This is a genomic window from Bacillus sp. FJAT-27986 (genome assembly GCF_001685035.1).
Classification (GTDB): Bacteria; Bacillota; Bacilli; order Bacillales; family Pradoshiaceae; genus Pradoshia.
On sequence record NZ_MAYV01000001.1, the window covers coordinates 745,828 to 771,296 of the forward strand.

The window sequence follows — 25,469 nt, forward strand, 5'->3', positions numbered from 1 at the left end:
TCCCCATTTCCTATTCAGCGATCTGTTTGAAGAGATAGACTCTTGATTCATATGGTGATAAATAGATATTACCCTGTTCGTCTGTTTCTTCACTATGATTATTATAATTACTAAGGATTAGCTCCCCTGTCAACCCATTGAACACCGGTAAAGTAATAGCTTCACTATCTTTATTGAAATTACAGATTACTAAAGCGGTTTGTTCATCTGTATATCTGGAGTACATGTACACATTAGGATCATCTTCAAGGTAAAGCTTATATTCACCATAAACAAGACAATCATACTGCTTGCGCAAGCGAATCATTTTTTTATAAAAGGAAAGAATCGAATTGGAATCCTGACGCTGATGCTTTACATTAATCTCCTGGTAATTTGGATTCACCTTCATCCAAGGTATTCCTAATGTAAAACCACCGTTTAACGAATCATCCCATTGCATTGGTGTTCTGGAATTATCACGTCCGTTTTTCCATATTACCTTCATAATTTCAAGATGGTCTCTTCCTTTGGCAGTTTCTAACTGATAGTAATTCTTCATGCTAATATCATCGTAATCATTAATAGAAGGAAAGGCTACATTTGTCATGCCAATTTCCTGCCCTTGATAAATAAAAGGGGTACCCTGCATGAAGAAATACATAGTTCCTAGCATCTTAGCGCTTTCTTGCCAATACTCCTGATCGTTTCCCAGTACGGATACAATACGTGGTTTATCATGATTTTCAATGAACAACGCATTCCAGCCTTTACCATGTAATACAGTTTGCCATTTTGACAGGATTCTTTTTAATGATACAAGGTCGAGATCAACTTCAGTTTCTTTTTCCCATAGGCTCAAATGCTCAAATTGAAATACCATATCAAAAGCACCTTTTTGCTCTTCTACCCAGGGGTCTGCATCTTCGGCTCTTACCCCACTTGCTTCTCCCACCGTCATAATGTCATAGTTTGAGTATGTTTTCATCTTTAATTCTTGAAGGAAATCATGAATCCCATCCTGGTCCGTATACATCTTGAAACCTTTTATCCCGTTATCATCTAATCCTGCTGCATCTGGAAAACCAGCCTTCTTTTTTATATGGCTAATAGCGTCAATACGGAATCCGTCAATCCCTTTATCTAACCACCAATTGACCATATTATAAACGGCCTCTCTCATATCCTTGTTCTCCCAATTCAAATCAGGCTGTTTTGTTGCAAATACATGCAAATAATATTGCCCACTTTCCACATCATATTCCCATGCACTGCCGGAGAAAATACTCTCCCAATTATTCGGTGGGCCACTAGGGCTTCCATCACTCCATATGTACCAATCTCTTTTAGGTGAATCTACTGATGTTTTGGATTCTAAAAACCACGGGTGCTCATCACTTGTATGGTTAACAACCAGATCCATTATTAATTTCATACCCCGTTTATGAACTTTCTCCAGTAATTCGTCAAAATCCTTCATCGTTCCAAACTCGTCCATGATTGCTTGGTAATCACTGATATCATAACCATTATCCGCATTGGGGGATTGATAAATAGGGCAAATCCAGATAACATCTATCCCCAGTTCGGTTAAATAATCAAGTTTATTAATTACCCCTCGTAAATCTCCAATCCCATCTCCATTGGAATCTTTAAAACTCTTTGGATATATTTGATAACAAACTGCTTCCTTCCACCATTTCTTATTCAAGCACTTTCATCCTCACTTATGCTAGTCTATGATTATTATTAAAAAAAAGGAGAGAAATAACATCCCTCCATTTTCGTTCAATTATGATTGTTTTGCCGTTTGCCTTTTCTTCGTGCCAAATAAAGGAACCCAAAGAACAAGATATTAACTAAAACGATTACAGCAATGAATACATAATTTACGCCGCTTTTTTCTGCTGCCAAATAGACTTCTGATGTTTCACGATCCAAAGTAATTGAATAGGTATCATTACTTTTTCTGACCATATCTGCATTAAGCCTGCCACGTAACTCTTCACTTGCTGGAAGATTAGCTGCATCAAGTTGAATGGTTTTTGTTTTCGAGCTATTATTAATCGCAACTATCATTATTTGGTCTTCATACTCTCTTTTGTAGACGGCCATTCCATCCTGCTCGTTCAAAAGTTCAAGAGTTCCTTTCCTTAAAGCAGGATATTCTTTACGCAGTGCAGCTATTTTACCAATATATTCAATTAAATCCTTATCTGTTCTGAAATCCATCATACGGCGATTATCAGGTATCTCATTACCATTCATGGCTATTTCGGATCCGTAATAAACCATTGGGATACCAGGCATGGTATACATATGGGTCATTAGTAATTCCCATCTCGTTCCAGGGAATTGATTATGATCCTGCATTGACTTAGTGAATCTAGGTATATCTTCTGTATCAACCATAACTCCCAACTGATGTGGCTGACTTATCGTTTGCATTCGTTCATTCCAGATAGTGAATAATGAATTCATCTTCTGATCCGGTTTAGCAAATACCTCTCTCAACGCTTCCATTTGTTGTTTATCTAGTACACCATCAATGCCTGATTCCTGAAGGCCAACCAAATCAGATGTATTTTCTATAGTACCATTACCAAGTAGAAAGAAATCATTTTTAACCGATTTCATTTCTTTACTGAAATTACTCCAAAAATCAACAGAAACATACTCCAAATCATTCAAGCGATAGCCGTCAATATTGGTTTCTGTAATCCACCACTTCGCAGCATCCAGCAAGTAAGCAGATACTTCAGGATTTTCCTGTGCTAAATCTGGTAATCCATCTATCCATCCAGCCTGCTTCCCTTCCTGGTTACTTGCAGAGGTCACATCTTTTCTTTCATGAAACCAATCTTCTTTTGCCGAATCCTTAAGCCATGGATGATTAGGTCCGACATGATTCGCATTAAAGTCAACGATCACTTTCATATTACGTTTATGAGCTTCTTGCACTAACTGTTTAAATTCCTTTAATGTTCCATAATTCGCATTGATCTTTCTATAATCCAGAGCCCAATCTCCATGATAGCCTGATTCTGTGTTTTCAACGATTGAATTCAGTGCAATAGTGGTAAAGCCCATTTCCTGCAAATAATCTAACTTTTGCATAATACCGGCAAAATCCCCGCCTTGGTATGTATTAAGATTATCAAGGTCCACACTATGATCGTTTTTCGTATTACCATTATAAAATCTGTCCACCATGATGAAGTAGATGGACTCATCCTGCCAATCTCTTCCCTCTATTTCCTCCGCAGATACTGGAATTGTCGAAAGTAAGATAAACGGCGCCAGCAGAATGGCCATTACTTTTTTTAACATACTAATTTCCCCCTTATTTCTCCCATCAAAATAACCTTATCCCTTTGTACCGCCAGCCGTCAATCCGGAAACAAAGTATTTTTGGAAGAATAGGAAAAGGGTAGCAATTGGAATAGCAATTAAAACCGAACCTGCTGCAAACTTGGTGAATTCTGCTCCAAATTTCTTACCAACCAGTTCATATAAACCAACTGCAATCGTATACTGATCACTTGAGCTAATTAATATTTTCGCTAAAATAAAATCTCCGAAAGGAGCAACAAAAGCGAATAACGCTACAACCGCTATGATTGGTTTTGCCAAAGGCAGGACGATTTGGAAGAATATACGTAAATGACCAGCTCCATCCATCTTCGCACTTTCATCGAGTTCACGTGGAATGGTATCAAGATACCCCTTCATCAACCACGTATTCATCGGAATTTGTCCACCCACATACAGTAAAATTAAGCCGATATGTGTATCCAGCAATCCTGTCCGAACGGCCAATACATAAATGGCAATCAAGGCTGCAAAGTTCGGGATCATTTGTAAAATCAAAAAGGTCATTAATCCATTTTTTCTCCCAACAAACCGATATCGTGAAAACGCATAGGCTGTAAAAGAAACCGTAATAACCGTTAAAATCATTGTCATAATACTAATTTTAAGAGAGTTAAAGTACCAAATCAGATAATCACTGTTTTTCATATCAAATAGCTCTTTATAATGGTCGAGCGTTGGATTTTTGGGAAACATCGTTGAACCGGACAAACTGTTCCCCGGATTAAAGGATGAGCCTATAATCCAAAGAATTGGATAGATGACAATGGCAAACATGATGGCTATGACTATATAAGATAAGGTTAAGCGGATCATTTTATTCTTTTTTGAACTCTTCATTACATCATATCCTCCTCTTGGAAAGACTTAGTCCGTTTGAATTGCCATAATGCTACAGACATGACAATTAGTGAAAGAATCATCGTAACTGCGGCAGCTTTTCCATATTGAGCCGATGTCATTGTCAATCTATAAATCCACGAAATTAATATATCCGTACCCCACGCATTTTGACCCGGTATGGCAGGGCCTCCGTTATTAAATAAAAAGATTAAATTAAAGTTATTAAAATTAAACGTATACTGTGTGATTAGTATAGGCGCAGTGGCAAACAAAACGAGCGGTAAAGTAATTTTTCTGAATTTCTGCATCAAGCTAGCCCCATCTATCGTGGCCGCTTCATATAAATCCTCCGGTATAGATTGAAGGACTCCTGTTGTCATGGCAAAAATAAACGGAAATCCTAACCAGCCCTGTATGAGAATTAAAGCAAGTCTTGTCCAGTTTGCTTCCGTCATCCAATCCACTGGAGGTAATCCAAGAGCCGGAAGAATCGTCGTATTGATAATACCAAATGATTCATTAAACATACCTGAAAATACAAGGATGGATACAAAGGCAGGAACGGCCCAAGGCAAAATCAGGACGGTTCTAATGATAGCCTTGCCCTTTAAATCTTTCTGATTAACCAATACTGCCAGAAAGACTCCGAGTGCAATTTGTAAAGTCGTTGCTGTAAATGTCCATACAATAGTCCAGCCAAACACTTTAAAGAATGTGGTTCTCCATATTTCTATTTTAAAAATATCAATAAAGTTCTGAAATCCAATCCAATCGACCAGATTTGCAGGCGGGGAATGATACAAATCATAGTTTGTGAATGCCAAAAGGAAAGAGAAGATAATCGGAAATATAACAACGAAAATTAATAACAAAAATCCCGGAGAAACAATTAGATAGGGGAATCCATTATCAATTAAATTTTGATATTGCTCGCGTATAGAATTTAATGCAATCTCTTGGTCTCTCTTTTTACCATTGTTATAAGCATCGTAAATATTAAAAGCGTAAATACCTAAACCAATAATCGTTACAATTAACGTTAGAATGCCGTCTATCAATAAAATAACAGAATGATCAAGCTTCGGAATTTCACCTAAAGTGACCAATCCCCAAAATCCAATATTTAACATATCTGCAAAAGCAATAAAAAAAGAGGCTGTCAAAATAAGAAAGATAATTCCTTTTATGTATTGTTTATTAAAAAACTGTCCAAACCCTGGAATAATCGAAAATAAAGCAGCCTTTTTAGCATAGTTGGTTTTTGTTTGAGCAGGAATTATATCCATCGTGGGTTTTTCCCCTTTCTACGAAAAGAATTGGCTATATTCTGTGAAAGCCCAGAAACAAACTTTCTAAAGGGAAGATGAACAAAGAGAAAGTCTCTTCCCGAGTTTTCACTAAAATGCAATATAACCAATACCTTGTTATAAAAGGATAGGCCATATCCAGAATAATTGGATACCGCCTAACCCTTACCTAGCATTATTTTTTATGGTTGGTATCAATATTTGTTTTGATTGTCTTCGCTGCCTCATCCATTGCAGATTTAGCATCTGCTTTACCAGTTGCGATTGTCTCTAAAGCCGCTGCCATCGGGGACCAAACTTCTCCCATTTCTGGTATATTAGGCATTGGAATCGCATATTGGGATTGCTCTGCTACTGCTTTAGAAAATTCATTGTCAGCAATAATTGGATCTTCAATCAATTTTTTAACCGGAGGAATCTCCTGTGTTTTTTCATAACGAACTTTCGCGCTATCATAATTAGTTAAGTGTTCAACCAATTTAGTAGCCCAATCTGTATTTTTAGAGTAAGCTGACACGTGCCATCCTTTAACACCCATGAAGGTTTTCATGTGTTCTCCATTTGGAAGTGTCGGCAATGCAGTTGCTCCAATATCTATACCTGCATCTTTATATCCTTGGAAAGCCCAAGGTCCATTTTGTACGGAAGCCAGTTTTCCTTCATTAAATAAACCATCCTGTGCTGAACCGCCGCTTTCTCCAATAATCCCTTTAGGGAACAGGCCTTCTTTATACCATTTAGCAATAAATTCAGCGCCTTCAATTGCACCTTCATTATTTAGTCCTAAATCATCACGGTTTAGAGATCCATCTTTTTCTCCAAACACATAACCACCCATACCGCCAATTACACCATATGCATGATAAAAATCATCCCATTTAGCTGTAAATCCATATGTTTTGCCTTTTGTGTTCTCTTTTGCAAATGTATATAATTCATCCATTGTTGCAGGCGGTTTTTCCATAAGTTTCTTGTTATAAATAAAGACTGGTGTTTCAGTAGCTTTTGGCAAGCCATATAATTTACCATCATAGGTTTGTGCCTGAACAGAAGATTCTGTAAAAGTATCGATTACACTTTGGTCTACTTTTAGTTCAGCTAATACACCTTCAATAGCTAATTGACCAATTTGATCATGCGGCAATGTGATAACATCCGGACCTTTTCCAGCTGGTCCATCCAATCTGATTTGTTCACGAATCTTATCTGCCATACCCATTTCTTTATATTCAACTTTAATTCCATGCTCTTTTTCAAATGCTTTTATAGCCGGCTCTAAGCCAGGTCCTTTATCTGTATCTTCCCAAATGACTAGTTTTTCAGGTTTATCCGTATTCGTATCTTCCTTACTGCCTGTTTCTTTCTCTCTGTCTGGTCCACAAGCAGCCAGTACGCCAATTACGAGCATGAGCACCATTAACATGGAGTATGCTTTTTTCATGGGTCAACCCCTCCTCTTATAATATCGCTAAGTAAACAAACGTTTGCACATAAGAATGCACTTGATGTTCAAATATAATAATTTTTGTATTAATTTTCTAATGAAAACGATTGCAGACTCAACACCTTTATTATACTTATTTATCAAAATTTAACAATAATAAAATTGTGAATTATTTATTAAGTTATTTTACATCGTTTTATGGGTAAAAACACATTGTTATTATCTGAAATTTTCGATATTGAAAATTTATCATTAACTGATATAGTTAATGAATAGAAGGCGCAAGCGTTTGCATTAATATTCACTTGTATATTGAGAGGAGAAAGGTTACATGGAAAAAGCATCTGTTATTCACTTTGCAAGAGATCAATTTATGTATAGTTCATCATTAAACTCCATTACGATTATGATCATGAGTAAAAAAGATGATATTGAAAAGATGGAGTTACTATATGGTGATCCCTATGATTTTCAGGGCAGTGAATGGATTTACAAAGCAAAAAATATGGACTATACCGGCAGTGATGAACTGTATGATTATTGGCGTTCTACCATTGATCTTCCCCACCGCCGAGCTCGCTATACTTTCCGTTTAACAGATAAGAATGCTAAAACAGCCTATTATTCTGAAAAAGGTTTTTACGAGGAACTTCCTAAAGTCGGCCTTCTCTTTGCTTTACCATATCTTCATCATACAGAAGTATTCAGCGCACCAGAGTGGGTTAAAGATACTGTTTGGTACCAAATCTTCCCCGAACGGTTTGCAAACGGGGATGCAAAATTAAATCCTAAAGGTACTTTGCCATGGGGAAGTGCCGCACCGACACCAACCAATTTCTTTGGCGGTGACTTGGCAGGGGTCATCGATCATTTAGATTATCTCAAGGATTTAGGCATTACTGGAATTTATTTCACCCCTGTATTTCATGCTTATTCCAACCATAAATATGACACCATTGATTATATGGAGCTTGACCCACAATTTGGAACGAAGGAAACATTAAAACGACTCGTTGAAGAAAGCCACAAGCGCGGTATAAGGGTCATGCTTGATGCGGTATTTAATCATAGCGGCTATCATTTCAAGCCATTCCAGGATGTATTAGAAAAAGGAGAGGATTCCAAGTATAAGGATTGGTTCCATACGCGCAGCCTTCCAATGGTTGAAGAAAATCTCAACTATGATGCCTTTGGTTTTGTAGAAACAATGCCAAAATTAAATACAAAGAATCCAGAAGTAAAAGAATACTTGCTAAATGTGGCTAAGTATTGGATCCGTGAATGCAATATTGATGGCTGGAGACTAGATGTAGCCAATGAAGTAGATTTTGATTTCTGGCGTGATTTCCGTAAAGCAGTTAGATCTGAAAAAGAGGATGCATACATACTCGGCGAAATTTGGCATGATTCCATGCCGTGGCTGCGTGGAGACCAATTTGATGCTGTAATGAACTATCCATTCTTAACTGCAATCTTGGAAATTTTCGCCAAAAACACCATCACACCTACACAGTTTGCTGAAAAAATGACGAAGGTTTATCATATGTATCCACATATTGTGAATATGGCGGCCTTCAATTTAATCGGAAGCCATGACACACCTAGGATTTTAACAGAATGTGAAGGTAATCTTGATAAAATCAAACAAATTTTCACGATATTACTTACCTTTACGGGAACGCCATGCATTTATTATGGCGATGAAATTGGACTAGATGGTGAAGATGATCCGGGCTGCCGTAAATGTATGCCTTGGGAGGACAAAAATCAAGACCTCGAGCTTCGTAAGCATGTGCAATCCTTAATTAACTTACGTAAAGATCATAAGGTCCTCGCCAATGAAGGTGATCTTCTCTTTGTAGCTCATGATCCTGATGTAGTTATGTATAAAAGAGAAAGCTCTGAATCTCTTGCCTATGTGTGCATTAATCTTGGCAAACAATCAAAGTCTATTTCTTTGAAAGAATGGAAGAGTGCTAAGCCACTTTACATGGATTCTAAAAGTCAATGGAATGATAAAGGTCAGCTTACACTTTCTGAAGACGGATATACGATTCTTTCTGTTTCTAAATAAAGTATCTATAAAGCCGCCTGTTTTTGGGCGGCTTTTTTCAACAAAATGCTTTCCATTCTTCAGCAATTATCTCCATAAAACTTACCATAGATACAAATAATCCACTTAAGGACTGTTTTTATCTTAATTTTTTCCTCATGATAATATCCGTTTCTATATATCCTAATTTCTCATATAAATCTCGTGCCCACTTATTGTGACCAAAGACGTGAAGCCCTATATAGTTAAGACCCTGATTTTGGGCGAAGATTTTAATTTCTTACATTGCCTCTTTTCCATAACCAAGTCCTTGATTATCCTTCCAAATATTAATCGTTGAAAGCTGAGCAAGCCAAATCATACCTACTTCTCTCTCTTCCTCACGAATAGAGAATAGGTGATGATTAGCGGTATCTTTTCCATCAGATAATAACCTTTTAAATTCTGCAGCAGCCTGATCAATTGCTTCTGCCTCCTTCCAATTACCAGCCTTTACGTGTTCATTTGCATAGTTTTTAATTGCATAACTTGATAATTTTGAAACTCATCTGATTTCATTTCTTCCAATCTAACCATTGCCTTCCTCCTATTAAATGAAACTTATCTATAACTTACCTGCTTTAACTCACACCTAAATATTTACTATATTACCAATAAAATAACAAGTTATGTATAACAGTCATCCATATCGCTTGTTAAAGAGCACTTTTTTTGAAAAGAAGATTACAAATTTTTTTCTTTTGGGCAATTTCTGTCGTAAATGCTATTTTTATATGTATAATAAATAGAGGATTTTTATAGGAGGATATAAACAAATGAATATAGCTTTAATTATCTTATTTAGTACAGCTGTCGTTTTACTTCTTATTGCATTTATGAAAATGAAGAAGCAAACGAAAGAGGAAAAAAGGCAGTTAGAAAGTTATTATGCAGTCATGCTCGATGAAACGAACAAACTGCAGGAGCAAATCAATAGACTAGAATTAAATGCAGAGGTTACTGCTCAGGAAGCTGGTATCATGACTCATCACTCTGAAGAACGCCAAGCTATGGTGAAAATGCTAGACTTATATAAGCGCGGCTATTCCACTAAAAGTATTGCCTCTATGCACAAACTTACGGAGGAAGAAGTAGTAGAATTGCTTGCTCCATACGAAGGCCCTAGCCAAAGAAGGAGGAAAGTAGCCAATGACGCCTAAAGTTCTAAGTAGCTTTGCTGCTGGGATCATTGTGGCAGCAGGTGTGTGCGGCGCCGTATATTATTCCTCCTCTGAGGAAGAAACGGTTACTCAAGCTGCAGAATCTCCCAAAAATACCATCACTAAAGAAATGACAGAAAATGAAATGAAAGATGAGCTATCTTCTTTGGGATATGTTATAAAAACAGAGGATGAATATTCCGCTGAACTGAAAGAAGCAGAGCAAACTGCAAAAGAAACCTCTGAACAGCAGGATCAAAAAGTTATCTACAAAACAGTAATAAATGTAGCTAGCGGAATGACCAGTATTGATGTTGCTCAAGCGTTGGTTAAAGGAAAAATCATTAATGATGCTTCTAGCTTTACGAAAACAATTGAAAGCAGAAAGCTGGAAAACAAACTGAAGCCTGGCGTATTTGAAGTTGATAGTACAATGTCCATGGATGAAGTCATTAACCATATATTCAAGTAATATAATGGCCGGGAGTCTTGGAGACTAAATTTACTCTGAAGGTTTCCGGCTTTATATATATTGTTTCATTCTGTTTTTCTTCTAGTATAATGGATTAATCCTCCAATAACTTTCTATTTAGTTCAGAGATTTAAAGAGCAGCTATTCAACAAAGCTTCTGCTAATATAATATCTTTCTTAACACTTGAATATTCTCCACCATCCTCTATACACCAACACACGCTCATAAGAGTTTCGACATATAGGCATTGCCTTATAATAGAATCTGGGATAGTAAGCTCTTTTTCTAAAACTTCAATGATATTGTTTATTTTCTTATACGTTTCCCTATCTTTTTTATTATCAAATTCATTTAATATAAAACGCGGAACATCAAACACTGGGTCACCGATGACACCCTTAGGATCAATAATTATATATTCTCCATCCATACCAAGAAGGATATTATCATGATGTAAATCACCATGAAGCAACGCCTTTTCAGAATACATAGCTGAAATCGATAAATAAATATTCCTCGCTTTTTTCATATATAAATATAGCTCTCTACAATCTTTTTGTTTGCTCATGTATTCTGTTATTCGATCGACCCATTGCATATAACTAGGATAAACCACAGATTTAGATGGGGAGATATGAAGTCCTTTGTAAAAGTGACAAAAAACAGATAATCTTTTTTCAAGTGAATTCTCTTCTCTCAAAGATGTACCAGGCTGTATACGGGCTTCAAGAATGACACCATTTTCAATGTCCGCTTCAATCACTCTACAAAATCCCCGCGCATGATATTGACATAATGTATGATATTCTGAAATAATCTCTCCTAAAGAAGGATCACCTAGTTTCAGGACCACATCACCATATTTTTTAGATTGACACTTAAACACTACCTTTGCGGAATAAGACGGAATGAATTGAATAGCTGTTAAACTCCACTTGTCAGCATAATATACAAGATCTAACAAGACCTTCTTATAAAAATCCAACCCAAAGCGATTAATTATTTTTTCACTTTCGGTTTGACTGAAGCAAAAAGAGAAATCGATCAATATACTACCTCCGTCTCATGTTTTTTTATGTAGAATCACTTTTTTCTTAGACCTTATAAAGCTGCTAAACCATATCTCTATATACTTATTCATCTACAAAATTATTTCCTTATTTCATTCTTAACCGGTAAACATAATACAAAGGTGTAAGACCACAGATAAAAATAACACCTCCTACAAGCAGACCTTCCCCCCATCCATAGCCAGGTGTAATTGAAATGAGAGAGGCAGAAATGACTACAATAGCTGTCAATACTGTTAAACTTATCATAAATGATTTTTTAGGATTAATGTTTTCTTTCTCATGTTCGATACTTACACTCATTGATAAATAAGCAGACACAACAGAAGTTAATATAAATAAAAACCAAAAAGGATTTGAACGCATTTGTTCAAGGCCGCCCTGAAAAAAATCGTATCCAAGTATACATAGAATACCAAGTGTTTGTATGGTATAAGCTATTTTAATATTTTGTAAATTTTTGAAGATAAGCCTCTCATCTGTAATCTTTTTCATTCAATATCCTCCTTTTCAATCCAAAAGATTTCATCTAATTTTGTATTTACTGTATAGCAAATTTGCAAGCATAGCTTTAATGATGGGTTGTATTTCCCTTTCTCAATAAGACTAACCGTTTGCCTTGTAATACCAACAGCTTCAGCCAATTGCTGTTGCGTCAAACCTACTCTTACACGAGCAACTTTTACTAAATTTTCCATAATACACCTCGATGTTAAAGTAACATATATATTCCATAATGTAAAATATAAATTACATAACGAGATTCTTCAGTTATACCGTATTTTGCACGAGAAAAGGCTGCCATGATATAGGCAGCCTTAGTTTTACTTATGAATCCTCCAAAGTAATATTGTAATGCTTAAACCATAAATGTACTTGAATCAAATAAGCAAGTAATTGCGGACCGGACATCAATTGCCCAAACCATGGCTTTTTAAATGAAGATCCTCCAGTATCAACAAGGGCTTTCAGCTGATCTTTATCGAAGAATTCGAATAGGGGGGAATCCCCATCCTCTAATAATTCCTCAAGCCAATCCTTCACAAGCTTTGTATAAAGAGGATTATGCGTTTTCGGATATGGGCTTTTCTTTCTGTATAAAACATCTTCCGGTAGGATTCCCTTCAAGGCTTTCCTTAGAATTCCCTTTTCCCGGTTACCTGCCATTTTCATATCCCACGGTATATTCCAGGCATATTCCACTAGACGATGATCTGCAAATGGAACACGTACTTCTAAACTTGCTCCCATACTCATTCGGTCTTTACGATCCAACAGATTGGTCATAAACCAGGTCATATTTAAATAAAATAACTGCCTTCTTTTTGTTTCTAAGTCAGATTCTCCCGAAAGCAAAGGCGTCTCCTGTAGACTTTCTTGATATTTATGCTTTACATACTCTTCAAGAGATAGCTTTTTTCTCCAGTCTTGTCTAAGTAATTGATTTCGTTCATGGATAGAGCGCATCCATGGAAAAGTATCGTTTGATAATTGTTCAGGATTATGAAACCATGGATAGCCTCCAAAAATCTCATCCGCACATTCTCCAGAAAGACCGACGACATAGTCCTCTTTGATTTTTCTGCAAAACCAAAGCAAAGAAGAATCGATATCTGCCATACCCGGTAAATCTTTTACGATTACGGCCTCTCCCAAATTATTAATCAGTTCTTCCTGACTGATGACACAATAGTGATGTTTCGTGCCAAATTCCTGATTCATTAGTTCAATCCAATGACCATCCGCATTGGGCTGGAATTCATTCGCTTGAAAATGAGCAGCATTATCCTCATAATCAATCGAATACGTATTAAGAGCAGGTTTCCCGGCCATCTGATATTGCTTGGCAGCAATTGCTGTAATGGCACTTGAATCAAGTCCGCCTGATAGGAATGTACATAATGGAACATCTGAAACCAATTGTCTTTTTACAGCATCCGTCACTAGAAAACGGACCTTTTCCACGGTTTCATCTAGACTCTCCTGATGTGTTTCACTCTTCACATTCCAATATCGGTTAATTTTAAGTCCATCTCTATTAAAGGTTAAGGTATGTCCTGGGCGGAGTTCATGAATATTTTTAAAAACCCCTGAACCAGGTGATCGTGAAGGACCAAGTCCGAATATTTCTGCAAGTCCTTCTCTTGTCAGAACCGGCTTGACTCCCGGGTGAGCCATAATAGCTTTTATTTCAGAACCAAATAAAAATTGGCCATTTTGTAGGGAATAAAAAAAAGGTTTTACCCCTAATCGATCTCTTGCCACAAATAATTGTTGTTTGGCTTCATCCCAAATCGCAAAGGCGAATATCCCATTAAAAAAATCCACGCATTTTTCTTGCCATTCCATATAGGCAGTTAACAGAACTTCAGTGTCCGAATGGCCAGTGAATGAATATCCTTTTAATAATAGTTCTTTTCGTATATCTTCTGTATTGTAAAGTTCACCATTATAGCATAGTACAAATTGATTCCCATTTTTTTCACGGATCATAGGTTGTTTTCCACAGAGCGGATCCACCACAATGAGCCTTTTATGTCCCAAACCGACATGTTGGCTATCCCAAATATTCGTGTCATCCGGTCCACGTTTTGAGAGTGTATTTGTCATTTTAATGAGAATCTCTTTCTCTTGATCAATAGATCGATTAAATTCAACCCAGCCAGTAATACCGCACAAAATGCATCATCCTTTCAAACAAGCAAATGGCCCATTCCTGCTAACATGATATGCATCTTACACAAAGTTGTTAATTGTCCAACTTTAAGGGGTGGGGTTATAAAAGAAGATGCTTATGTTAAGAAATAGAAAACAGTGCCATAAATTTTATCATTACAAAACGGATATGCAGTAATTTGAGTTCTACATAGACTCTTTTATCTGCACTTGGAGGCGCACAAATGAAAAATCAACTTAGAAATCAACTATTAAGTAAACAGCTGCGAGCATATACAGAAGGAATCTTTGAAAACATCAATGATCAATGGGTCTTCTTCGATGAAGAAACAGATGAGGCATACCCACTTGAGGAATATATGAATAATGAGATATCCATTTATCGTAATAATCGTTGGAGAAAAGGGACATTAGTAGAAGACGGGAAGCTTTTATCGGGCAAAGAGCTTATTTTTATAAAAGATGAAGACCAGGTTCGTATTAAAAAAAATTTACAATACTCTTTGGAACGTTTACTGGAGGAATTAAGGGATGATGCTTTCTTTCAATTCATCACGACGTTAAACAGCATGGATTTCTCTGCTTATGACTGTATCTATGGCTATAACCAATTATCCTTTTCATCTACAGCCCAGTCATCAGGCACGAACTTTTTCATTTTTGATAATGGTGATTATATCTGCTCTGTCCACCACCATTTTAACGAGCACAACAAAGAACAAAACCGCTTTGAATTTACCCTGAATACTGGAAAACGAATGATCATTGAAAAATTAGTAAAGAACAAGGATTAAGGACACTGGCAGCTCATTTCATTTTCACACATCTCCAATCCATTTTAAATCGTGATAACCTAAAGTACTTTCAGCTCGTGAGCACTTTAGGTTATATACTGTTTACTTCAAGTGAAAGGCTGTCTGCTATAGGCAATTTTTAGAGGGGTTTTATTAGGAGGATACCCTATTTCAGGATTGATGTTTTTTCAGCATTTGCTGCAAATAAGCTTCTGATTGGCCTTTTGGTATACTAAGACTTTCCCACTCTTTACTCTTTATTTGTTTACCTATATAGACGATTTGTCCAATGTGATACGCATAATGAGCTAATTGTCTCTCAATAGCGTCTATTACCAAATGGCTTTCCGCACGTATATATACTTTCTTTAATAAATCTTCACCGCCTAAATTATGTAATGCTTTAAAGAGAGTATTCCATCCGTCTTCTAAAATACCGATCATTTCATCCTTTGTTAAAAGATGAGTTATAAATTCCTGTTCCCGATTCCGATTAGGCTTCTCTCCATCCGAATTCAAGAAATCGGTCCATCTAGATACCATATTGCCGCTTAAATGCTGTACGATAACAGCTACACTATTGGATTCCTCATTTAAAGCCCAATGTATATCTTCTTCTGATAATTGTGAAATTGCTTTATCTCCAAGACTTTTAACACTTTTAAATCGTTCCTTAATAATCCTTAAATACTCATTCTCCATACTCATCAGTATCCTCCCACATCATAAGTCAGGAAATTTTATATCATTACCCGTAAACATTTCTTGTTTAAAATCTACTTTGAACAATTTAACCAATATCAATAAAAAAAGTTTTCTATGCTGCGGAAGAAAATAGACACCCTCCTATCCATCCAACTTTTACATATAAGCTATTCAGTATCATTTTAATTACTGCACTTACAGATACCGACTAAAGTAAATTCAATTTGAATTCATGAAAGACCCCGTCCAATAAGGTTTGCAGAAACCGGCGTTTTTCCGATTCCTCTTGCCCAAATTGATAATTGTCCCATATGGTGAATTTCATGGGCAATGGTATGTCTCATGATTTCTCCCCAAGTATCTGTTACAACTTTTCCATCATATGAGGTACCATACAATAACCGATTTTCCATTGTAGCATTCCAGTTATTCACAAAGCTTGCCACTTCCAGATGAAATTCTGCGTCCAATTTCCGGACCTTATCCAAACTTCTATAACCCTCAAAACTCTCCTGAAATTCTATTTTACCTTCCAATAAACGTATCCAGCTCCATTCAACATCAACTATATGGAAAAGTGTATGTAATATACTTCCCATTCCACCCGTTCTTTTTTGCAGAAGTTCCTGTTCACTTACCCCTTCGCACCAACGATACCATTCTTCTCTTACCATCCAGTTATATTTAAAAAAGATTTGCAAAAAAATCCTCCCCCTTTTTCAGTAAATATAATCATTTAATCTTTTCATAGAACCTTTCAACTTCTCCTTTTGATTTCAAAATGATAATCTCTTTGTCTTCCGCTAGCTGTTTGAGTCTGTTTAAAATTTTTGGTTTTTGCTTTTTTGGATATTCCCAGATCCATTTTAAAAACTCGAAAGAAAATCTCTCCTCACAGCCTTCTCCCATATCTGGTCTTGTTTTATTTCGATATTGGAGCATTCTTTTAAATGCTCTGTAAATGCAGATTGTTCTCGGTATATCAAGAAAGATTATCGTATCGGCTACATTTAACCTTATATCCATCGTGCTACTGTAATTACCATCAATAATCCAATATTCTTTTGTTACTAGCTCATTTTGAACCTGTATTTGTTCCTCTTTAGGAATGCCTACCCATTTAGGTTTCCAAAATAATGAATCGAGATGATAGACATTTATATTCAACTTTCCACCTAGTTGTCTTGCTAAAGTTGATTTCCCTGAACCTCCAGAACCAATAAGCATGATTTTTTTCATATGAATCCCCTGTCAAAATAAAAAGTTTTAGACTATATCCTTCTTCTATTACCGAACTTCAATATTATAATTTCAACAAAATTAGTGTTACTCCTTCTAAAATCAACGTATCTAACTAACTCAAACGAAAAATAATAAAATAGTAAAAATGCCGGCCACAATCATGCGGCCGACTTCATTTATTATTTTCTGATGATAAGGTAAAAAACTGCGCTAATAATCCCACCAATCAATCCATCCATCATATCAAACATCGTATCCTTATGATCTCGCCCTTGAGCGGTAAAATGAAATAATTGATCGCCCGCAAACTCGAGCAGCTCCCATGCACCAGCTAGGCAAAGCGCAAAGATAACCATGATACTAGCCAGAAACGCTTTCGGCAATTTTTGTGTAAGCTTCTCACCAATTATTTGCCTAGTGAGTACCAATGCTGCATACCCAAGCCAAATACCTGAGGTAACATGGAGGAAATCATCAAAGTGCTTAATCGCGTACGCTCCGCCAAATGTACCAATACCTACTGAAATGAAAATAAATAAATACGTCATCATCATAAGCGGCCCGTCAAGCGGCTTTTTTGCTTTCCATTGCCACCCCCCTAATACTACTAAGCTTATACAAGTTAAAATACCCATGAATCCTTTCGTACCGTCACCTTCTATGAACATTATTATCGTTGCAGCCCCCATTAACAGTGTAACTATCCAAAAAGTGATTGTTTCGATTTTAATTCTATGCATCACTGTTTCTCCTCTCGCTGTCAAAAAATTATATTTAGTAATAAAATATGCTGAATGTATGGATGCGTTTTATATTCGTAATAAATAAAAAAAGCCGCACATTTGGCGGCAGCATCAAAGATCCATTTGAACAACTAGCTCAATTAACATTTCTCATTGTTTGGTAAGAAAATATATGAACACCGCTATGTTGCATGATATTCACACACTTCATTATCACAGAAAAATGCTTCTATCCTATTAAATTGATATGAAACTACCAAGTATTTATCCTGACTGAATAATAAAAAAGCGGCTTAGCCATTGCCTCTGACTGTTTCTAGCTACCTTCATTCACTAGGTTATAGAACCATAACGGACAATCCACATAATGACCATATAGTTTTAATAGTTTCTTTGAATATCCAAGATACCGGATAAACTAAAATTAATATTCTATGAATCATAGAGTAGTATTTCTTCGACATTTACTTTCAAATAACTCGAGCAAGTACTCTATTTTTTCGGTGTCGAACCCATTGGCAAAAGAACGGTCTTTTCGGACCCCGGACCCAAAATGGTATTCCTTTGCATTCAGGAATGAATGCAATTCCTGAATATGCTCCTTATCCAGGCCACCGCCGATTAAGATCTCAGGACCCGACCATCCATCTGATAACGTAATCAGCTGCTGCAGTGTTTCCCTGCCTTCATAGGCTCTACTTTCACCGCCGGAAGTTAGAATCCGCTTTACATGCTGGGAGTACTGACAAAGCACTTCGAGTCCCTCTACATAAGACTTTAGTTCATCGAACGCCCTATGGAACGTAATATCAAAATGCGGTACTTCCTTTATCACTTTCTCCAGTAGATCCTGGTCGATTTTCCCATTCCTCAAGCAGCCAAATACAATCCCTTGTACACCCAAATCTGAAAAGGCTTGAAGCTCTTCTTTCATCGACATCCAATCGAACTCATCATATTCAAAAGAATAGCTATGCGGTCGCAGCATCACCTGAACAGGTATCTTCACATTTTCGATTACACGTTTTATTGTTCCATAACTTGGGGTTAGTCCGCCTTCCGACATGGCAGACACTAATTCCAAACGGTTAAATCCAAGCTGCTCTGCTTTAATGGCATCTTTTTCATTTTCCACTATACATTCCAAAATCATATTATCACCTGCTGCTAGTTCACATTATTTAATCCACGGGATGATATCCCTATAGAGAAAATTATTATTTTATAAACTTCATTATAACAAAACGAACCGAGCGTTATTTTATAAAACAATCAAAATATAACCATTGGTCTAAATAGTAAGATTGAATACTATAAGGGTTTTCACCTTACAAATATAGGTTTAACCCCTTCCCTCTGTAAGTATCTGTAAGTTCAAAATCACAGTCACTAATTCCTTGGAATCACGACAGCATTGCACGCTTTTTCATAAAATTCCAGTGGTCCAGCCTGCCCGATGATTGCATATTCATAGCCTATTTCCTGCATCTCTCTTAAACAATGATGAAGGAGAATGAATCCTATTCCTTGGACTCGATTTGATAGAGTAGTACCCATCGGACCGAACAATCCCTTTCTTTTTCTTACTACATCAAAGCAAGCGAATCCAATAATTTGGTTATCGTCTAAAGCGATGAAAATAGGAATATTATCTTTTAAAAACCCATTTTCAATTGAGTCTAGCCACCTAGCTCCAAATTCACTTTCCACAAAGACTTTTAACGATGCGGCATCATTTGGCTCCGCTTTCCGATAATTTATATTACTTGTTAAAATACTTAGGAATTCATAATCCTTCAGAGGAACAGCCATATCTCTCGGGGAAGACATTATTCCAAGTATGCTGGAAACATCTAAGCCATCCAATATGGAATAGGTTGAAAAATCCTTACTTTTAAATATTGCATCAGAAAGATGTCCTTCATTTAAATAAATCTGGTTAAAGCGTTTCATTCGGTTACTTGCATGTATTAACACCTGATTAGTCGATAAAGAAATGTTCATTTTAAAGGGCTCATAACTGATTCCATGTTCGTAAGTATTCGAGTACACTTCTTTAATCCGCTTAACTAATAGCTCCCGAAGTTCTGGATTCTTAATAGATAGCTCAGCACAGACACCTGTCCTTTCAAGCAACATTCCTAATACTAAATGAACTGGATAAATGATATTAGTTGTCCTTTTGGCTTCTATTTCTGCATATTTAAAAATTCTCAAGGTACGTTCCGTAAATCTCAAGAACTTCATCTCCCTTCTGAATTTAAATTAATTCTAGAAGTAAAATGAAAAAACCTTTTATTATAATAAATTAGGAATTAGATTAAATAAAAAAAGCCCAGTCTCTATCGACTGAGCCACTGCTTATCCGAATAATTGAATACCAATAGGTAATCTAAAGCCTAGCAATAACACTAAAACAAACGCAATCCAAAACTGGATGAAGAAAGATTTGTGATTCTTTCCTTTTGATCGCTTCACGTTTGTCATTTCCATTGCAGCGATTACCCAAACACCAATAATCGTCTTGGCGATGTATTCACCACTAATATTGGAAACATTCATTAACATCATGATACCTGTTGCAATAATTAATATGTATAGTACCCTATTAATCATCATCATTATTTTTAAATTTTTACCTGTCATTTTTAAAGATACTAAGAACACAACAATAGATAATACCCACATAAAAATATGTTCATAAGTAGACCCGCTCATAAAATCCCCCCACTTTCAGCAATATTCAACATAATAGTAGCATACTAGGTTGTATTCTACGAACATTATGTATTTACAATTTATTTAGAAATGATAGATTTTAAAGTCCCAACCGATTCTATAGTTATTTCAATCACATCCCCGTCTTTTAAATAACGCGGTGGTTTAAACCCTTTTCCTACTCCTGCCGGTGTACCGGTCGCAATAATGTCGCCAGGCTCCAGCGTAATTCCCTTCGAAATAGTAGCGATGATTTCGTCAATTGGAAACAAAAATAATGACGTTCTGGCATGCTGCCTTGTTTCCCCGTTTACTTTTGTTTTAATTTCCAGATCATACGGATGTGGCACATGATCTTTTGAAACAATCCATGGACCCATTGGACACGTACCATCCAGGCTTTTTCCCAGGAAATATTGCTGATGCTTTGATTGCAAATCTCTTGCTGTAATATCGTTTAAGATGGTATATCCAAAAACATGATCATAAGCTTTTTCACGGGAAATAGAGGTTCCCTTTTTGCCAATTACAATAGCCAATTCCCCTTCATAGTCCAGCTCATTCGTTACTTCTGTATGAAGAGGCACAACTTGTTTATGGGCATTGACTGCGGTTGGAGCCTTCGTAAATACAATCATATCCTCCGGTGGAACCCCGCCATCAAATTCAGTAGCATGTGCAGCGTAATTTTTACCTACACAAAAAATATTTTTGTGCGGACGCGGAAGAGGAGCCAGCCATATTAAAGAGTCGATTGATTTACCTTCTGTTTTCTCTGCAGCTTGTACCCATCCCTGAAGCTTTGGCAGCCATGTTTCAGATTCTTCAATCAAAGCCTGTAAAGAAGTTGGCAATCCTTTCAGTACCTCACTGGATTGCCTAATTACTTCTAAAGAATAAAATAAATCCTGATCAATCAGTCCTGCTACTGCTTGTCCATTATCATTGACGGTTGAAAATTTCATCCTTCCCACATTCCTTTCATATTGGTTTAAAACCATTTATGCAGCTCTTCCCTGCTACTAAAATGATAAATTACGTATCTCTATCCTTTTAAGCTATACTCTTATTAAACTGCGTTCCACCTTTATTAAAATGTATCATATACCTTTTCCCGCTTGAATGATGCTTTGTCCCAGTAAGTAACGATTCTCCAGCCATATTCAATTGGTCCCATTCTAAAAGAGCGTAACCAATATTTTGTATATACCATTTGAAACAGGATAATCAATACAGCTAATAAAGTACCCATAAAAGCTCCCACTTCGCCATATAGCCCTAGTCCATATGAATAAAAGATCAGCGTACATAGAATGGAGTGCATAAGGTAATTTGTAAGCGACATTCTTCCCAGTCTGACAAAAGGAACAGCCATTTTTCTAACCTTTGGAGATTGCTCATAAATAAGAGTAATCCCTGTTATAATGGCCAGTGTCAGGAGGGGCCCACCAAAAATATCCTGCCAAAATTCAGTAGCATAATTTTGGCTCGACAGATACGGATACATTTTCAAAAGCAGTCCTATAGGCAATGATACAAGGAACATGATCTGTAACTTTTTCTGATGAACCTTCAGATTGGTGAGCCATTCCAATTTGGCAAATGCCATTCCTGCCAAAATACATGGAAAAACGGATAAAAATAAAAAAAACATATTTGCCGGTCCATTGACAGCAGCCCAGTCATTAAATCTCAGTGAAAAAATCTCAGTGAACGTCCCGCTTGAATAGATTTCAATGGCTTTATTTATTTTTGAAAAATCGGTATTTAACAATCCAGATGTTGGGGTCAATAATTCGAGCAGTAGAATGAGCAGCCCAAATATTCCATAAGGAATGGTATATAACCATACTGATAAACGAAGCAATGTTTTACCCTTTAATCGATAAACAAGCAGCAAAAGTAATCCACAGACGGCATATGTGATTAAAATATCACCATGCCAAATTAAAAATGCATGAATTATGCCCAGCAATAGTAAAAAGATCATCCGCCTTGTAAATAAAACAGGAAACGATATCCCCTTTTGTTCTGCCCTAGTCATTAAAATAATCGTACCGAACCCAAACAAAAAGGCAAAAAGCGGATAAAAATTCCCCTGTGCCAAAATATCAATGAGTGCATATGTATAGAGATCTAGATTGTTATCCCAATAATCTAATTCAAGATACAAAAAAGGCGAATGAAAATCGAGCATATTGACCAATAAAATTCCTACAATTGAAATCCCACGCAGAAAATCAACCACATGTATCCTTTGTTTATCCGTTATGGATTGCAATAGAACACCCCATCTCTCCTAAAAATTTCTTATAAAACCAGTTTAGCAGTTTCTGCTAAAATCCCCTACATAATTATCTGTTTTTTCTGAAGCACAGAGGTTCCCTCACCTTTCAGCCCATTCCTCATATACTGTTAAAGAACGTTAAGATGGTAGATATAGGTATACCCAAGGAAGGTGTTAAATGTGCCAGGTATTGTAGGTGTTGTCCAAATTCTCAGTGTAGGGAGCAGCGGTGTATTTAATGTGGGGGATATTTACAAGGTCACTCCCTACTCTAATGCTAAAACATTTTCCGGAGCGGGTTCATTTAATACGGGTGATTATGTGGCTGTAAACAATCCTTACAGTGCTACGAATACGTTTGATGCAGATGTTGTCGATCAACCAATTGCATTTACGTTATAGAGGTGAAAAAAATTGAACATCTTTGTTAAGCAAACGATTATGATTAATACCATTAAAATTAACGCAATCGCCAATGCATCCGTCCTGCAAATCGGCAGTGCCGGTATCATCAAGTCCAAGTCACTCATGACCAATTCCGGTGGCTTTGAGGCACCTGCTCCGGAAGCGCACCATCCCCTTTTTGAGACTGAAGAAGATTCTCCGCAGGTTCAAGTCCAGAATAGGAAAGGATGAGTCATGTGCAGCAGGATTTAACCCAATTCCTACACTACTTACAAAATACGCTGGAATATCAACAGCAGGCTATCCGCAAACTGGAAGAAGACGTAAAGAGATTAAAAGAAGAATTAACAGAGGCAAAACATCAGGCACCGATTCGAGTCGATCGGATAGAATATAAATTTGACCAACTGAAAGTGGAAAGATTGGAGGGTACCTTAAATATTGGGCTAACCCCATCAGATTTAGAAAAAATCGATGAGTTGGCCATCAATAATCACACTCCTCCCGGTCCATTTCTCTTTCCATCCAGGGATGAATTTGTCCATCAACTAACGAGCGAGGTTTTACTTGACCTAAATAATCAGAAGGATGAAATCTTTAAAAGAGCCGAACATATCTGCGAACAAAAAGCGGATGAAACCATGCGCTCCTTTATCATGGAGGATCTAGCCCGGCAGCTTCCTCAGCGCATTCATCATTATTTGGACCAAACGCCACCTCATAACCGGACTGAGCAAAAAATCCCGGCAATTCGGGAGCAAATATTAGAAGTACTCAAAACAGATATCGAAAACGCCATCATCAGATTTATAGAGGTTTATCCTGATTCAATGAAGGAGCAGTGAGCAATGTGATGAATTTCCATGTCGTAAACGAACAAATTAAGGTTGGCTGTATAAAGTTGATATCTGTATCGAGCGCCTCTGCTATTAAAGTCGGCGATACAGAAACCATGCAGCTATTTGCTGCCTCTGACACGCCATTAAACGCATTAGAATTTGGACCCTTGCAGCCTATTGTTAATCGTTAAAGAGGACCATGCCATGTGGGAAAGAACATCGATAGTCGATCATATTCATGTATCCATTTTATCAAGGGGATCTACATTTGATATAGGAGAACTTCAATATAGTTACTCAGTTGACAATGTCCTTGCCTATCAGCGGGAACAGGAAATTTTTTACGGACAGGAAGGTGATTTCGGAGATTACAAAGTATTTTACACAGTTCCTGACTTTGAACCAATTGAAGAAATGGTCCATATCAATTTTGAGAATGTTAATCCATACCTTTTTGTTGATTGCATCCGAACACAGGCCATCTCTGCTTCCTCTTTATTACAGGTAGGAAACGGCCGGTTTATCCGATCCGAAACTAGAGTCATGAATGTAAGACAGCTTCTTAATCGGCCCAAAAATGAAAGAAGGGAGGAAACTTAATGCCTGCTCTTGTAGGTTCCGTTCAAGTCCTTAATGCAGGAAGCGGAATTATTCAATTCGGCGACTCTCTGGTTATCTCCCCAAAATATGCAACTAAAAGTGTGAATGGATCAGGTTCTGGAATTACCGGTGGAATTATTTTTGATACAAATGGACTTAGCGGAAACTCCGTTATTGGTATAAATGGGGTTGATCAGCCCATCTCTGCGAATAATTAATCAATCACCTTTTTCCGGCCTTATAGCCGGATTTTTTTATACGCGGTAATTTACCTGCCGGCTGCTTTACAATCCACTTTAAATATTTCTTGATTTCAGGATCATCTCTCAGTTTCTCAATCGTATTAAGTCTGACAGCCAAATCCAAATTTGGATAAAGAGCATGTATCTGTTTATGGCATGGAATGCATAGCTTGGAGGTATCATTGGGGCCCCCACCATATTCGCGTGGAATTAAATGGTGAATCGTCCGTTCGACATCATTTCGTAGACAGAGTTCACATACACCGCTCCTTGCTTTACTCATATAATCCCCTCCTTTTCATACCTTTTCCTAAATTAGCACAATGATCGTATTCATTTATATTTCCATTATTAAGTGACATCCATTCCTGTTTTACTCCTATCTATATCGTTTTATTTCACTTGAACAAGTCTAAAGTCTTACTATTTTTATTTTTAACAATATAGTAGTATATTTTCCTTGAAGGGTATGGATATT

At 36.8% G+C, this 25,469-nt stretch carries 29 protein-coding genes; 10 read left to right on the forward strand and 19 right to left on the reverse strand.

Annotated elements, in window-relative coordinates; genetic code table 11:
* Positions 1-10: 10 nt before the first annotated feature.
* The 5 genes from A8L44_RS03545 to A8L44_RS03565 form a co-directional block, all read right to left on the reverse strand.
* Positions 11-1,690, reverse strand: a complete 1,680-nt coding sequence (locus A8L44_RS03545; RefSeq protein ID WP_066101584.1) for a glycoside hydrolase family 13 protein — start codon at positions 1,688-1,690, stop codon at positions 11-13.
* Positions 1,691-1,767: 77 nt separating this feature from the next.
* The gene (locus A8L44_RS03550) at positions 1,768-3,309 is read right to left on the reverse strand and encodes an alpha-amylase family glycosyl hydrolase (protein ID WP_066101587.1); all 1,542 of its coding nucleotides are present in this window, start codon (positions 3,307-3,309) and stop codon (positions 1,768-1,770) included.
* Between the two features lie 36 nt (positions 3,310-3,345).
* Entirely contained in the window at positions 3,346-4,191 is an 846-nt protein-coding gene (locus A8L44_RS03555; RefSeq protein ID WP_066101590.1) for a sugar ABC transporter permease, read from the reverse strand.
* Entirely contained in the window at positions 4,191-5,480 is a 1,290-nt protein-coding gene (locus tag A8L44_RS03560) for a carbohydrate ABC transporter permease (protein WP_066101593.1), read from the reverse strand. The genes A8L44_RS03555 and A8L44_RS03560 overlap by 1 nt, the downstream gene beginning before the upstream one ends.
* A gap of 196 nt (positions 5,481-5,676) precedes the next feature.
* Positions 5,677-6,942 carry an extracellular solute-binding protein gene (locus A8L44_RS03565; protein WP_066101595.1) on the reverse strand — a complete coding sequence of 422 codons (1,266 nt, stop codon included), beginning with the start codon at positions 6,940-6,942 and terminating at the stop codon, positions 5,677-5,679.
* A 334-nt stretch (positions 6,943-7,276) separates the two neighbouring features.
* Here A8L44_RS03565 and A8L44_RS03570 point away from each other — a divergent pair, with 334 nt between their 5' ends.
* The 3 genes from A8L44_RS03570 to A8L44_RS03580 all read left to right on the forward strand — a co-directional run bounded on the left by A8L44_RS03570 (position 7,277) and on the right by A8L44_RS03580 (position 10,669).
* A complete protein-coding gene (locus tag A8L44_RS03570; RefSeq protein ID WP_066101596.1) occupies positions 7,277-9,019 on the forward strand; it encodes a glycoside hydrolase family 13 protein in 1,743 nt (580 codons plus the stop codon).
* Positions 9,020-9,813: 794 nt separating this feature from the next.
* Positions 9,814-10,197 (forward strand): hypothetical protein, encoded by a 384-nt coding sequence (locus A8L44_RS03575; protein WP_066101598.1) that lies wholly within the window; start codon positions 9,814-9,816, stop codon positions 10,195-10,197.
* Complete coding sequence (locus A8L44_RS03580) at positions 10,187-10,669, forward strand: hypothetical protein (protein WP_066101599.1); 483 nt, start codon at positions 10,187-10,189, stop codon at positions 10,667-10,669. The genes A8L44_RS03575 and A8L44_RS03580 overlap by 11 nt, the downstream gene beginning before the upstream one ends.
* 122 nt (positions 10,670-10,791) lie before the next feature.
* Here the strand turns inward: A8L44_RS03580 and A8L44_RS03585 are convergent, their stop codons facing one another.
* The 4 genes from A8L44_RS03585 to asnB all read right to left on the reverse strand — a co-directional run bounded on the left by A8L44_RS03585 (position 10,792) and on the right by asnB (position 14,419).
* Positions 10,792-11,718 (reverse strand): aminoglycoside phosphotransferase family protein, encoded by a 927-nt coding sequence (locus A8L44_RS03585; protein WP_254654684.1) that lies wholly within the window; start codon positions 11,716-11,718, stop codon positions 10,792-10,794.
* A gap of 109 nt (positions 11,719-11,827) precedes the next feature.
* Positions 11,828-12,235: a hypothetical protein gene (locus A8L44_RS03590; protein ID WP_066101603.1), complete on the reverse strand. Its 408-nt coding sequence runs from the start codon at positions 12,233-12,235 to the stop codon at positions 11,828-11,830.
* Positions 12,232-12,438 (reverse strand): helix-turn-helix transcriptional regulator, encoded by a 207-nt coding sequence (locus A8L44_RS03595; protein ID WP_066101605.1) that lies wholly within the window; start codon positions 12,436-12,438, stop codon positions 12,232-12,234. The genes A8L44_RS03590 and A8L44_RS03595 overlap by 4 nt, the downstream gene beginning before the upstream one ends.
* A 130-nt stretch (positions 12,439-12,568) precedes the next feature.
* Positions 12,569-14,419 carry an asparagine synthase (glutamine-hydrolyzing) gene (gene asnB / locus A8L44_RS03600; RefSeq protein WP_066101608.1) on the reverse strand — a complete coding sequence of 617 codons (1,851 nt, stop codon included), beginning with the start codon at positions 14,417-14,419 and terminating at the stop codon, positions 12,569-12,571.
* Between the two features lie 221 nt (positions 14,420-14,640).
* Here asnB and A8L44_RS03605 point away from each other — a divergent pair, with 221 nt between their 5' ends.
* Entirely contained in the window at positions 14,641-15,210 is a 570-nt protein-coding gene (locus A8L44_RS03605; protein ID WP_066101611.1) for a DUF2777 family protein, read from the forward strand.
* Positions 15,211-15,381: 171 nt separating this feature from the next.
* Here A8L44_RS03605 and A8L44_RS03610 read toward each other — a convergent pair whose 3' ends face one another.
* From A8L44_RS03610 to A8L44_RS03650, 9 genes are all read right to left on the reverse strand, one after another.
* Positions 15,382-15,918 carry a DUF1572 family protein gene (locus tag A8L44_RS03610; RefSeq protein WP_066101614.1) on the reverse strand — a complete coding sequence of 179 codons (537 nt, stop codon included), beginning with the start codon at positions 15,916-15,918 and terminating at the stop codon, positions 15,382-15,384.
* A gap of 227 nt (positions 15,919-16,145) precedes the next feature.
* Positions 16,146-16,616 (reverse strand): DinB family protein, encoded by a 471-nt coding sequence (locus tag A8L44_RS03615; protein ID WP_066101617.1) that lies wholly within the window; start codon positions 16,614-16,616, stop codon positions 16,146-16,148.
* Between the two features lie 31 nt (positions 16,617-16,647).
* Positions 16,648-17,154 carry a DNA topology modulation protein gene (locus tag A8L44_RS03620; protein ID WP_066101621.1) on the reverse strand — a complete coding sequence of 169 codons (507 nt, stop codon included), beginning with the start codon at positions 17,152-17,154 and terminating at the stop codon, positions 16,648-16,650.
* A 182-nt stretch (positions 17,155-17,336) separates the two neighbouring features.
* Positions 17,337-17,897, reverse strand: a complete 561-nt coding sequence (locus A8L44_RS03625; protein WP_066101624.1) for a hypothetical protein — start codon at positions 17,895-17,897, stop codon at positions 17,337-17,339.
* A gap of 442 nt (positions 17,898-18,339) precedes the next feature.
* Positions 18,340-19,053 carry a copper homeostasis protein CutC gene (locus A8L44_RS03630; RefSeq protein ID WP_066101628.1) on the reverse strand — a complete coding sequence of 238 codons (714 nt, stop codon included), beginning with the start codon at positions 19,051-19,053 and terminating at the stop codon, positions 18,340-18,342.
* A 236-nt stretch (positions 19,054-19,289) separates the two neighbouring features.
* Positions 19,290-20,138 (reverse strand): GNAT family N-acetyltransferase, encoded by an 849-nt coding sequence (locus A8L44_RS03635; RefSeq protein ID WP_175354224.1) that lies wholly within the window; start codon positions 20,136-20,138, stop codon positions 19,290-19,292.
* Positions 20,139-20,261: 123 nt separating this feature from the next.
* A complete protein-coding gene (locus tag A8L44_RS03640; protein ID WP_066101632.1) occupies positions 20,262-20,618 on the reverse strand; it encodes a YisL family protein in 357 nt (118 codons plus the stop codon).
* Between the two features lie 80 nt (positions 20,619-20,698).
* Positions 20,699-21,583, reverse strand: coding sequence for a fumarylacetoacetate hydrolase family protein (locus tag A8L44_RS03645; RefSeq protein WP_066102390.1), 885 nt, complete (start codon positions 21,581-21,583; stop codon positions 20,699-20,701).
* Between the two features lie 125 nt (positions 21,584-21,708).
* Complete coding sequence (locus A8L44_RS03650; protein ID WP_066101635.1) at positions 21,709-22,899, reverse strand: DUF418 domain-containing protein; 1,191 nt, start codon at positions 22,897-22,899, stop codon at positions 21,709-21,711.
* Between the two features lie 186 nt (positions 22,900-23,085).
* On the opposite strand from A8L44_RS03650, the gene A8L44_RS03655 reads away from it, so the two are divergent.
* The 6 genes from A8L44_RS03655 to A8L44_RS03680 are packed head-to-tail and all read left to right on the forward strand — an operon-like array spanning position 23,086 to position 24,967.
* Positions 23,086-23,307, forward strand: coding sequence for a spore germination protein (locus tag A8L44_RS03655; protein ID WP_066101638.1), 222 nt, complete (start codon positions 23,086-23,088; stop codon positions 23,305-23,307).
* Between the two features lie 12 nt (positions 23,308-23,319).
* Positions 23,320-23,541: a spore germination protein GerPB gene (locus tag A8L44_RS03660; protein WP_066101641.1), complete on the forward strand. Its 222-nt coding sequence runs from the start codon at positions 23,320-23,322 to the stop codon at positions 23,539-23,541.
* Positions 23,538-24,155, forward strand: a complete 618-nt coding sequence (gerPC, locus tag A8L44_RS03665; RefSeq protein WP_077247963.1) for a spore germination protein GerPC — start codon at positions 23,538-23,540, stop codon at positions 24,153-24,155. The genes A8L44_RS03660 and gerPC overlap by 4 nt, the downstream gene beginning before the upstream one ends.
* A gap of 5 nt (positions 24,156-24,160) precedes the next feature.
* Positions 24,161-24,340: a hypothetical protein gene (locus A8L44_RS03670; RefSeq protein ID WP_066101647.1), complete on the forward strand. Its 180-nt coding sequence runs from the start codon at positions 24,161-24,163 to the stop codon at positions 24,338-24,340.
* 13 nt (positions 24,341-24,353) lie between these two features.
* Positions 24,354-24,749, forward strand: a complete 396-nt coding sequence (locus tag A8L44_RS03675) for a spore germination protein GerPE (RefSeq protein ID WP_066101649.1) — start codon at positions 24,354-24,356, stop codon at positions 24,747-24,749.
* The gene (locus tag A8L44_RS03680) at positions 24,749-24,967 is read left to right on the forward strand and encodes a spore germination protein (RefSeq protein ID WP_066101652.1); all 219 of its coding nucleotides are present in this window, start codon (positions 24,749-24,751) and stop codon (positions 24,965-24,967) included. Before A8L44_RS03675 ends, A8L44_RS03680 begins: the two co-directional genes overlap by 1 nt.
* 4 nt (positions 24,968-24,971) lie before the next feature.
* On the opposite strand, the gene A8L44_RS03685 is transcribed toward A8L44_RS03680, so the two are convergent.
* Positions 24,972-25,274 (reverse strand): HNH endonuclease signature motif containing protein, encoded by a 303-nt coding sequence (locus A8L44_RS03685; protein WP_066101654.1) that lies wholly within the window; start codon positions 25,272-25,274, stop codon positions 24,972-24,974.
* Positions 25,275-25,469: the final 195 nt, after the last annotated feature.

Coding starts and splice junctions, on each gene's coding strand:
- A8L44_RS03680 (WP_066101652.1), top strand. CDS start 24,749: ATGCCTGCTCTTGTAGGTTCCGTTCAAGTCCTTAATGCAGGAAGCGGA.
- A8L44_RS03595 (WP_066101605.1), bottom strand. CDS start 12,438: ATGGAAAATTTAGTAAAAGTTGCTCGTGTAAGAGTAGGTTTGACGCAA.
- A8L44_RS03560 (WP_066101593.1), bottom strand. CDS start 5,480: ATGGATATAATTCCTGCTCAAACAAAAACCAACTATGCTAAAAAGGCT.
- A8L44_RS03570 (WP_066101596.1), top strand. CDS start 7,277: ATGGAAAAAGCATCTGTTATTCACTTTGCAAGAGATCAATTTATGTAT.
- A8L44_RS03620 (WP_066101621.1), bottom strand. CDS start 17,154: ATGAAAAAAATCATGCTTATTGGTTCTGGAGGTTCAGGGAAATCAACT.
- A8L44_RS03685 (WP_066101654.1), bottom strand. CDS start 25,274: ATGAGTAAAGCAAGGAGCGGTGTATGTGAACTCTGTCTACGAAATGAT.
- gerPC (WP_077247963.1), top strand. CDS start 23,538: ATGAGTCATGTGCAGCAGGATTTAACCCAATTCCTACACTACTTACAA.
- A8L44_RS03575 (WP_066101598.1), top strand. CDS start 9,814: ATGAATATAGCTTTAATTATCTTATTTAGTACAGCTGTCGTTTTACTT.
- A8L44_RS03645 (WP_066102390.1), bottom strand. CDS start 21,583: ATGAAATTTTCAACCGTCAATGATAATGGACAAGCAGTAGCAGGACTG.
- A8L44_RS03580 (WP_066101599.1), top strand. CDS start 10,187: ATGACGCCTAAAGTTCTAAGTAGCTTTGCTGCTGGGATCATTGTGGCA.
- A8L44_RS03550 (WP_066101587.1), bottom strand. CDS start 3,309: ATGTTAAAAAAAGTAATGGCCATTCTGCTGGCGCCGTTTATCTTACTT.
- A8L44_RS03555 (WP_066101590.1), bottom strand. CDS start 4,191: ATGAAGAGTTCAAAAAAGAATAAAATGATCCGCTTAACCTTATCTTAT.
- A8L44_RS03565 (WP_066101595.1), bottom strand. CDS start 6,942: ATGAAAAAAGCATACTCCATGTTAATGGTGCTCATGCTCGTAATTGGC.
- A8L44_RS03625 (WP_066101624.1), bottom strand. CDS start 17,897: ATGCATAGAATTAAAATCGAAACAATCACTTTTTGGATAGTTACACTG.
- A8L44_RS03675 (WP_066101649.1), top strand. CDS start 24,354: ATGTGGGAAAGAACATCGATAGTCGATCATATTCATGTATCCATTTTA.
- A8L44_RS03590 (WP_066101603.1), bottom strand. CDS start 12,235: ATGAAAAAGATTACAGATGAGAGGCTTATCTTCAAAAATTTACAAAAT.
- A8L44_RS03610 (WP_066101614.1), bottom strand. CDS start 15,918: ATGAGTATGGAGAATGAGTATTTAAGGATTATTAAGGAACGATTTAAA.
- A8L44_RS03605 (WP_066101611.1), top strand. CDS start 14,641: ATGAAAAATCAACTTAGAAATCAACTATTAAGTAAACAGCTGCGAGCA.
- A8L44_RS03630 (WP_066101628.1), bottom strand. CDS start 19,053: ATGATTTTGGAATGTATAGTGGAAAATGAAAAAGATGCCATTAAAGCA.
- A8L44_RS03640 (WP_066101632.1), bottom strand. CDS start 20,618: ATGAGCGGGTCTACTTATGAACATATTTTTATGTGGGTATTATCTATT.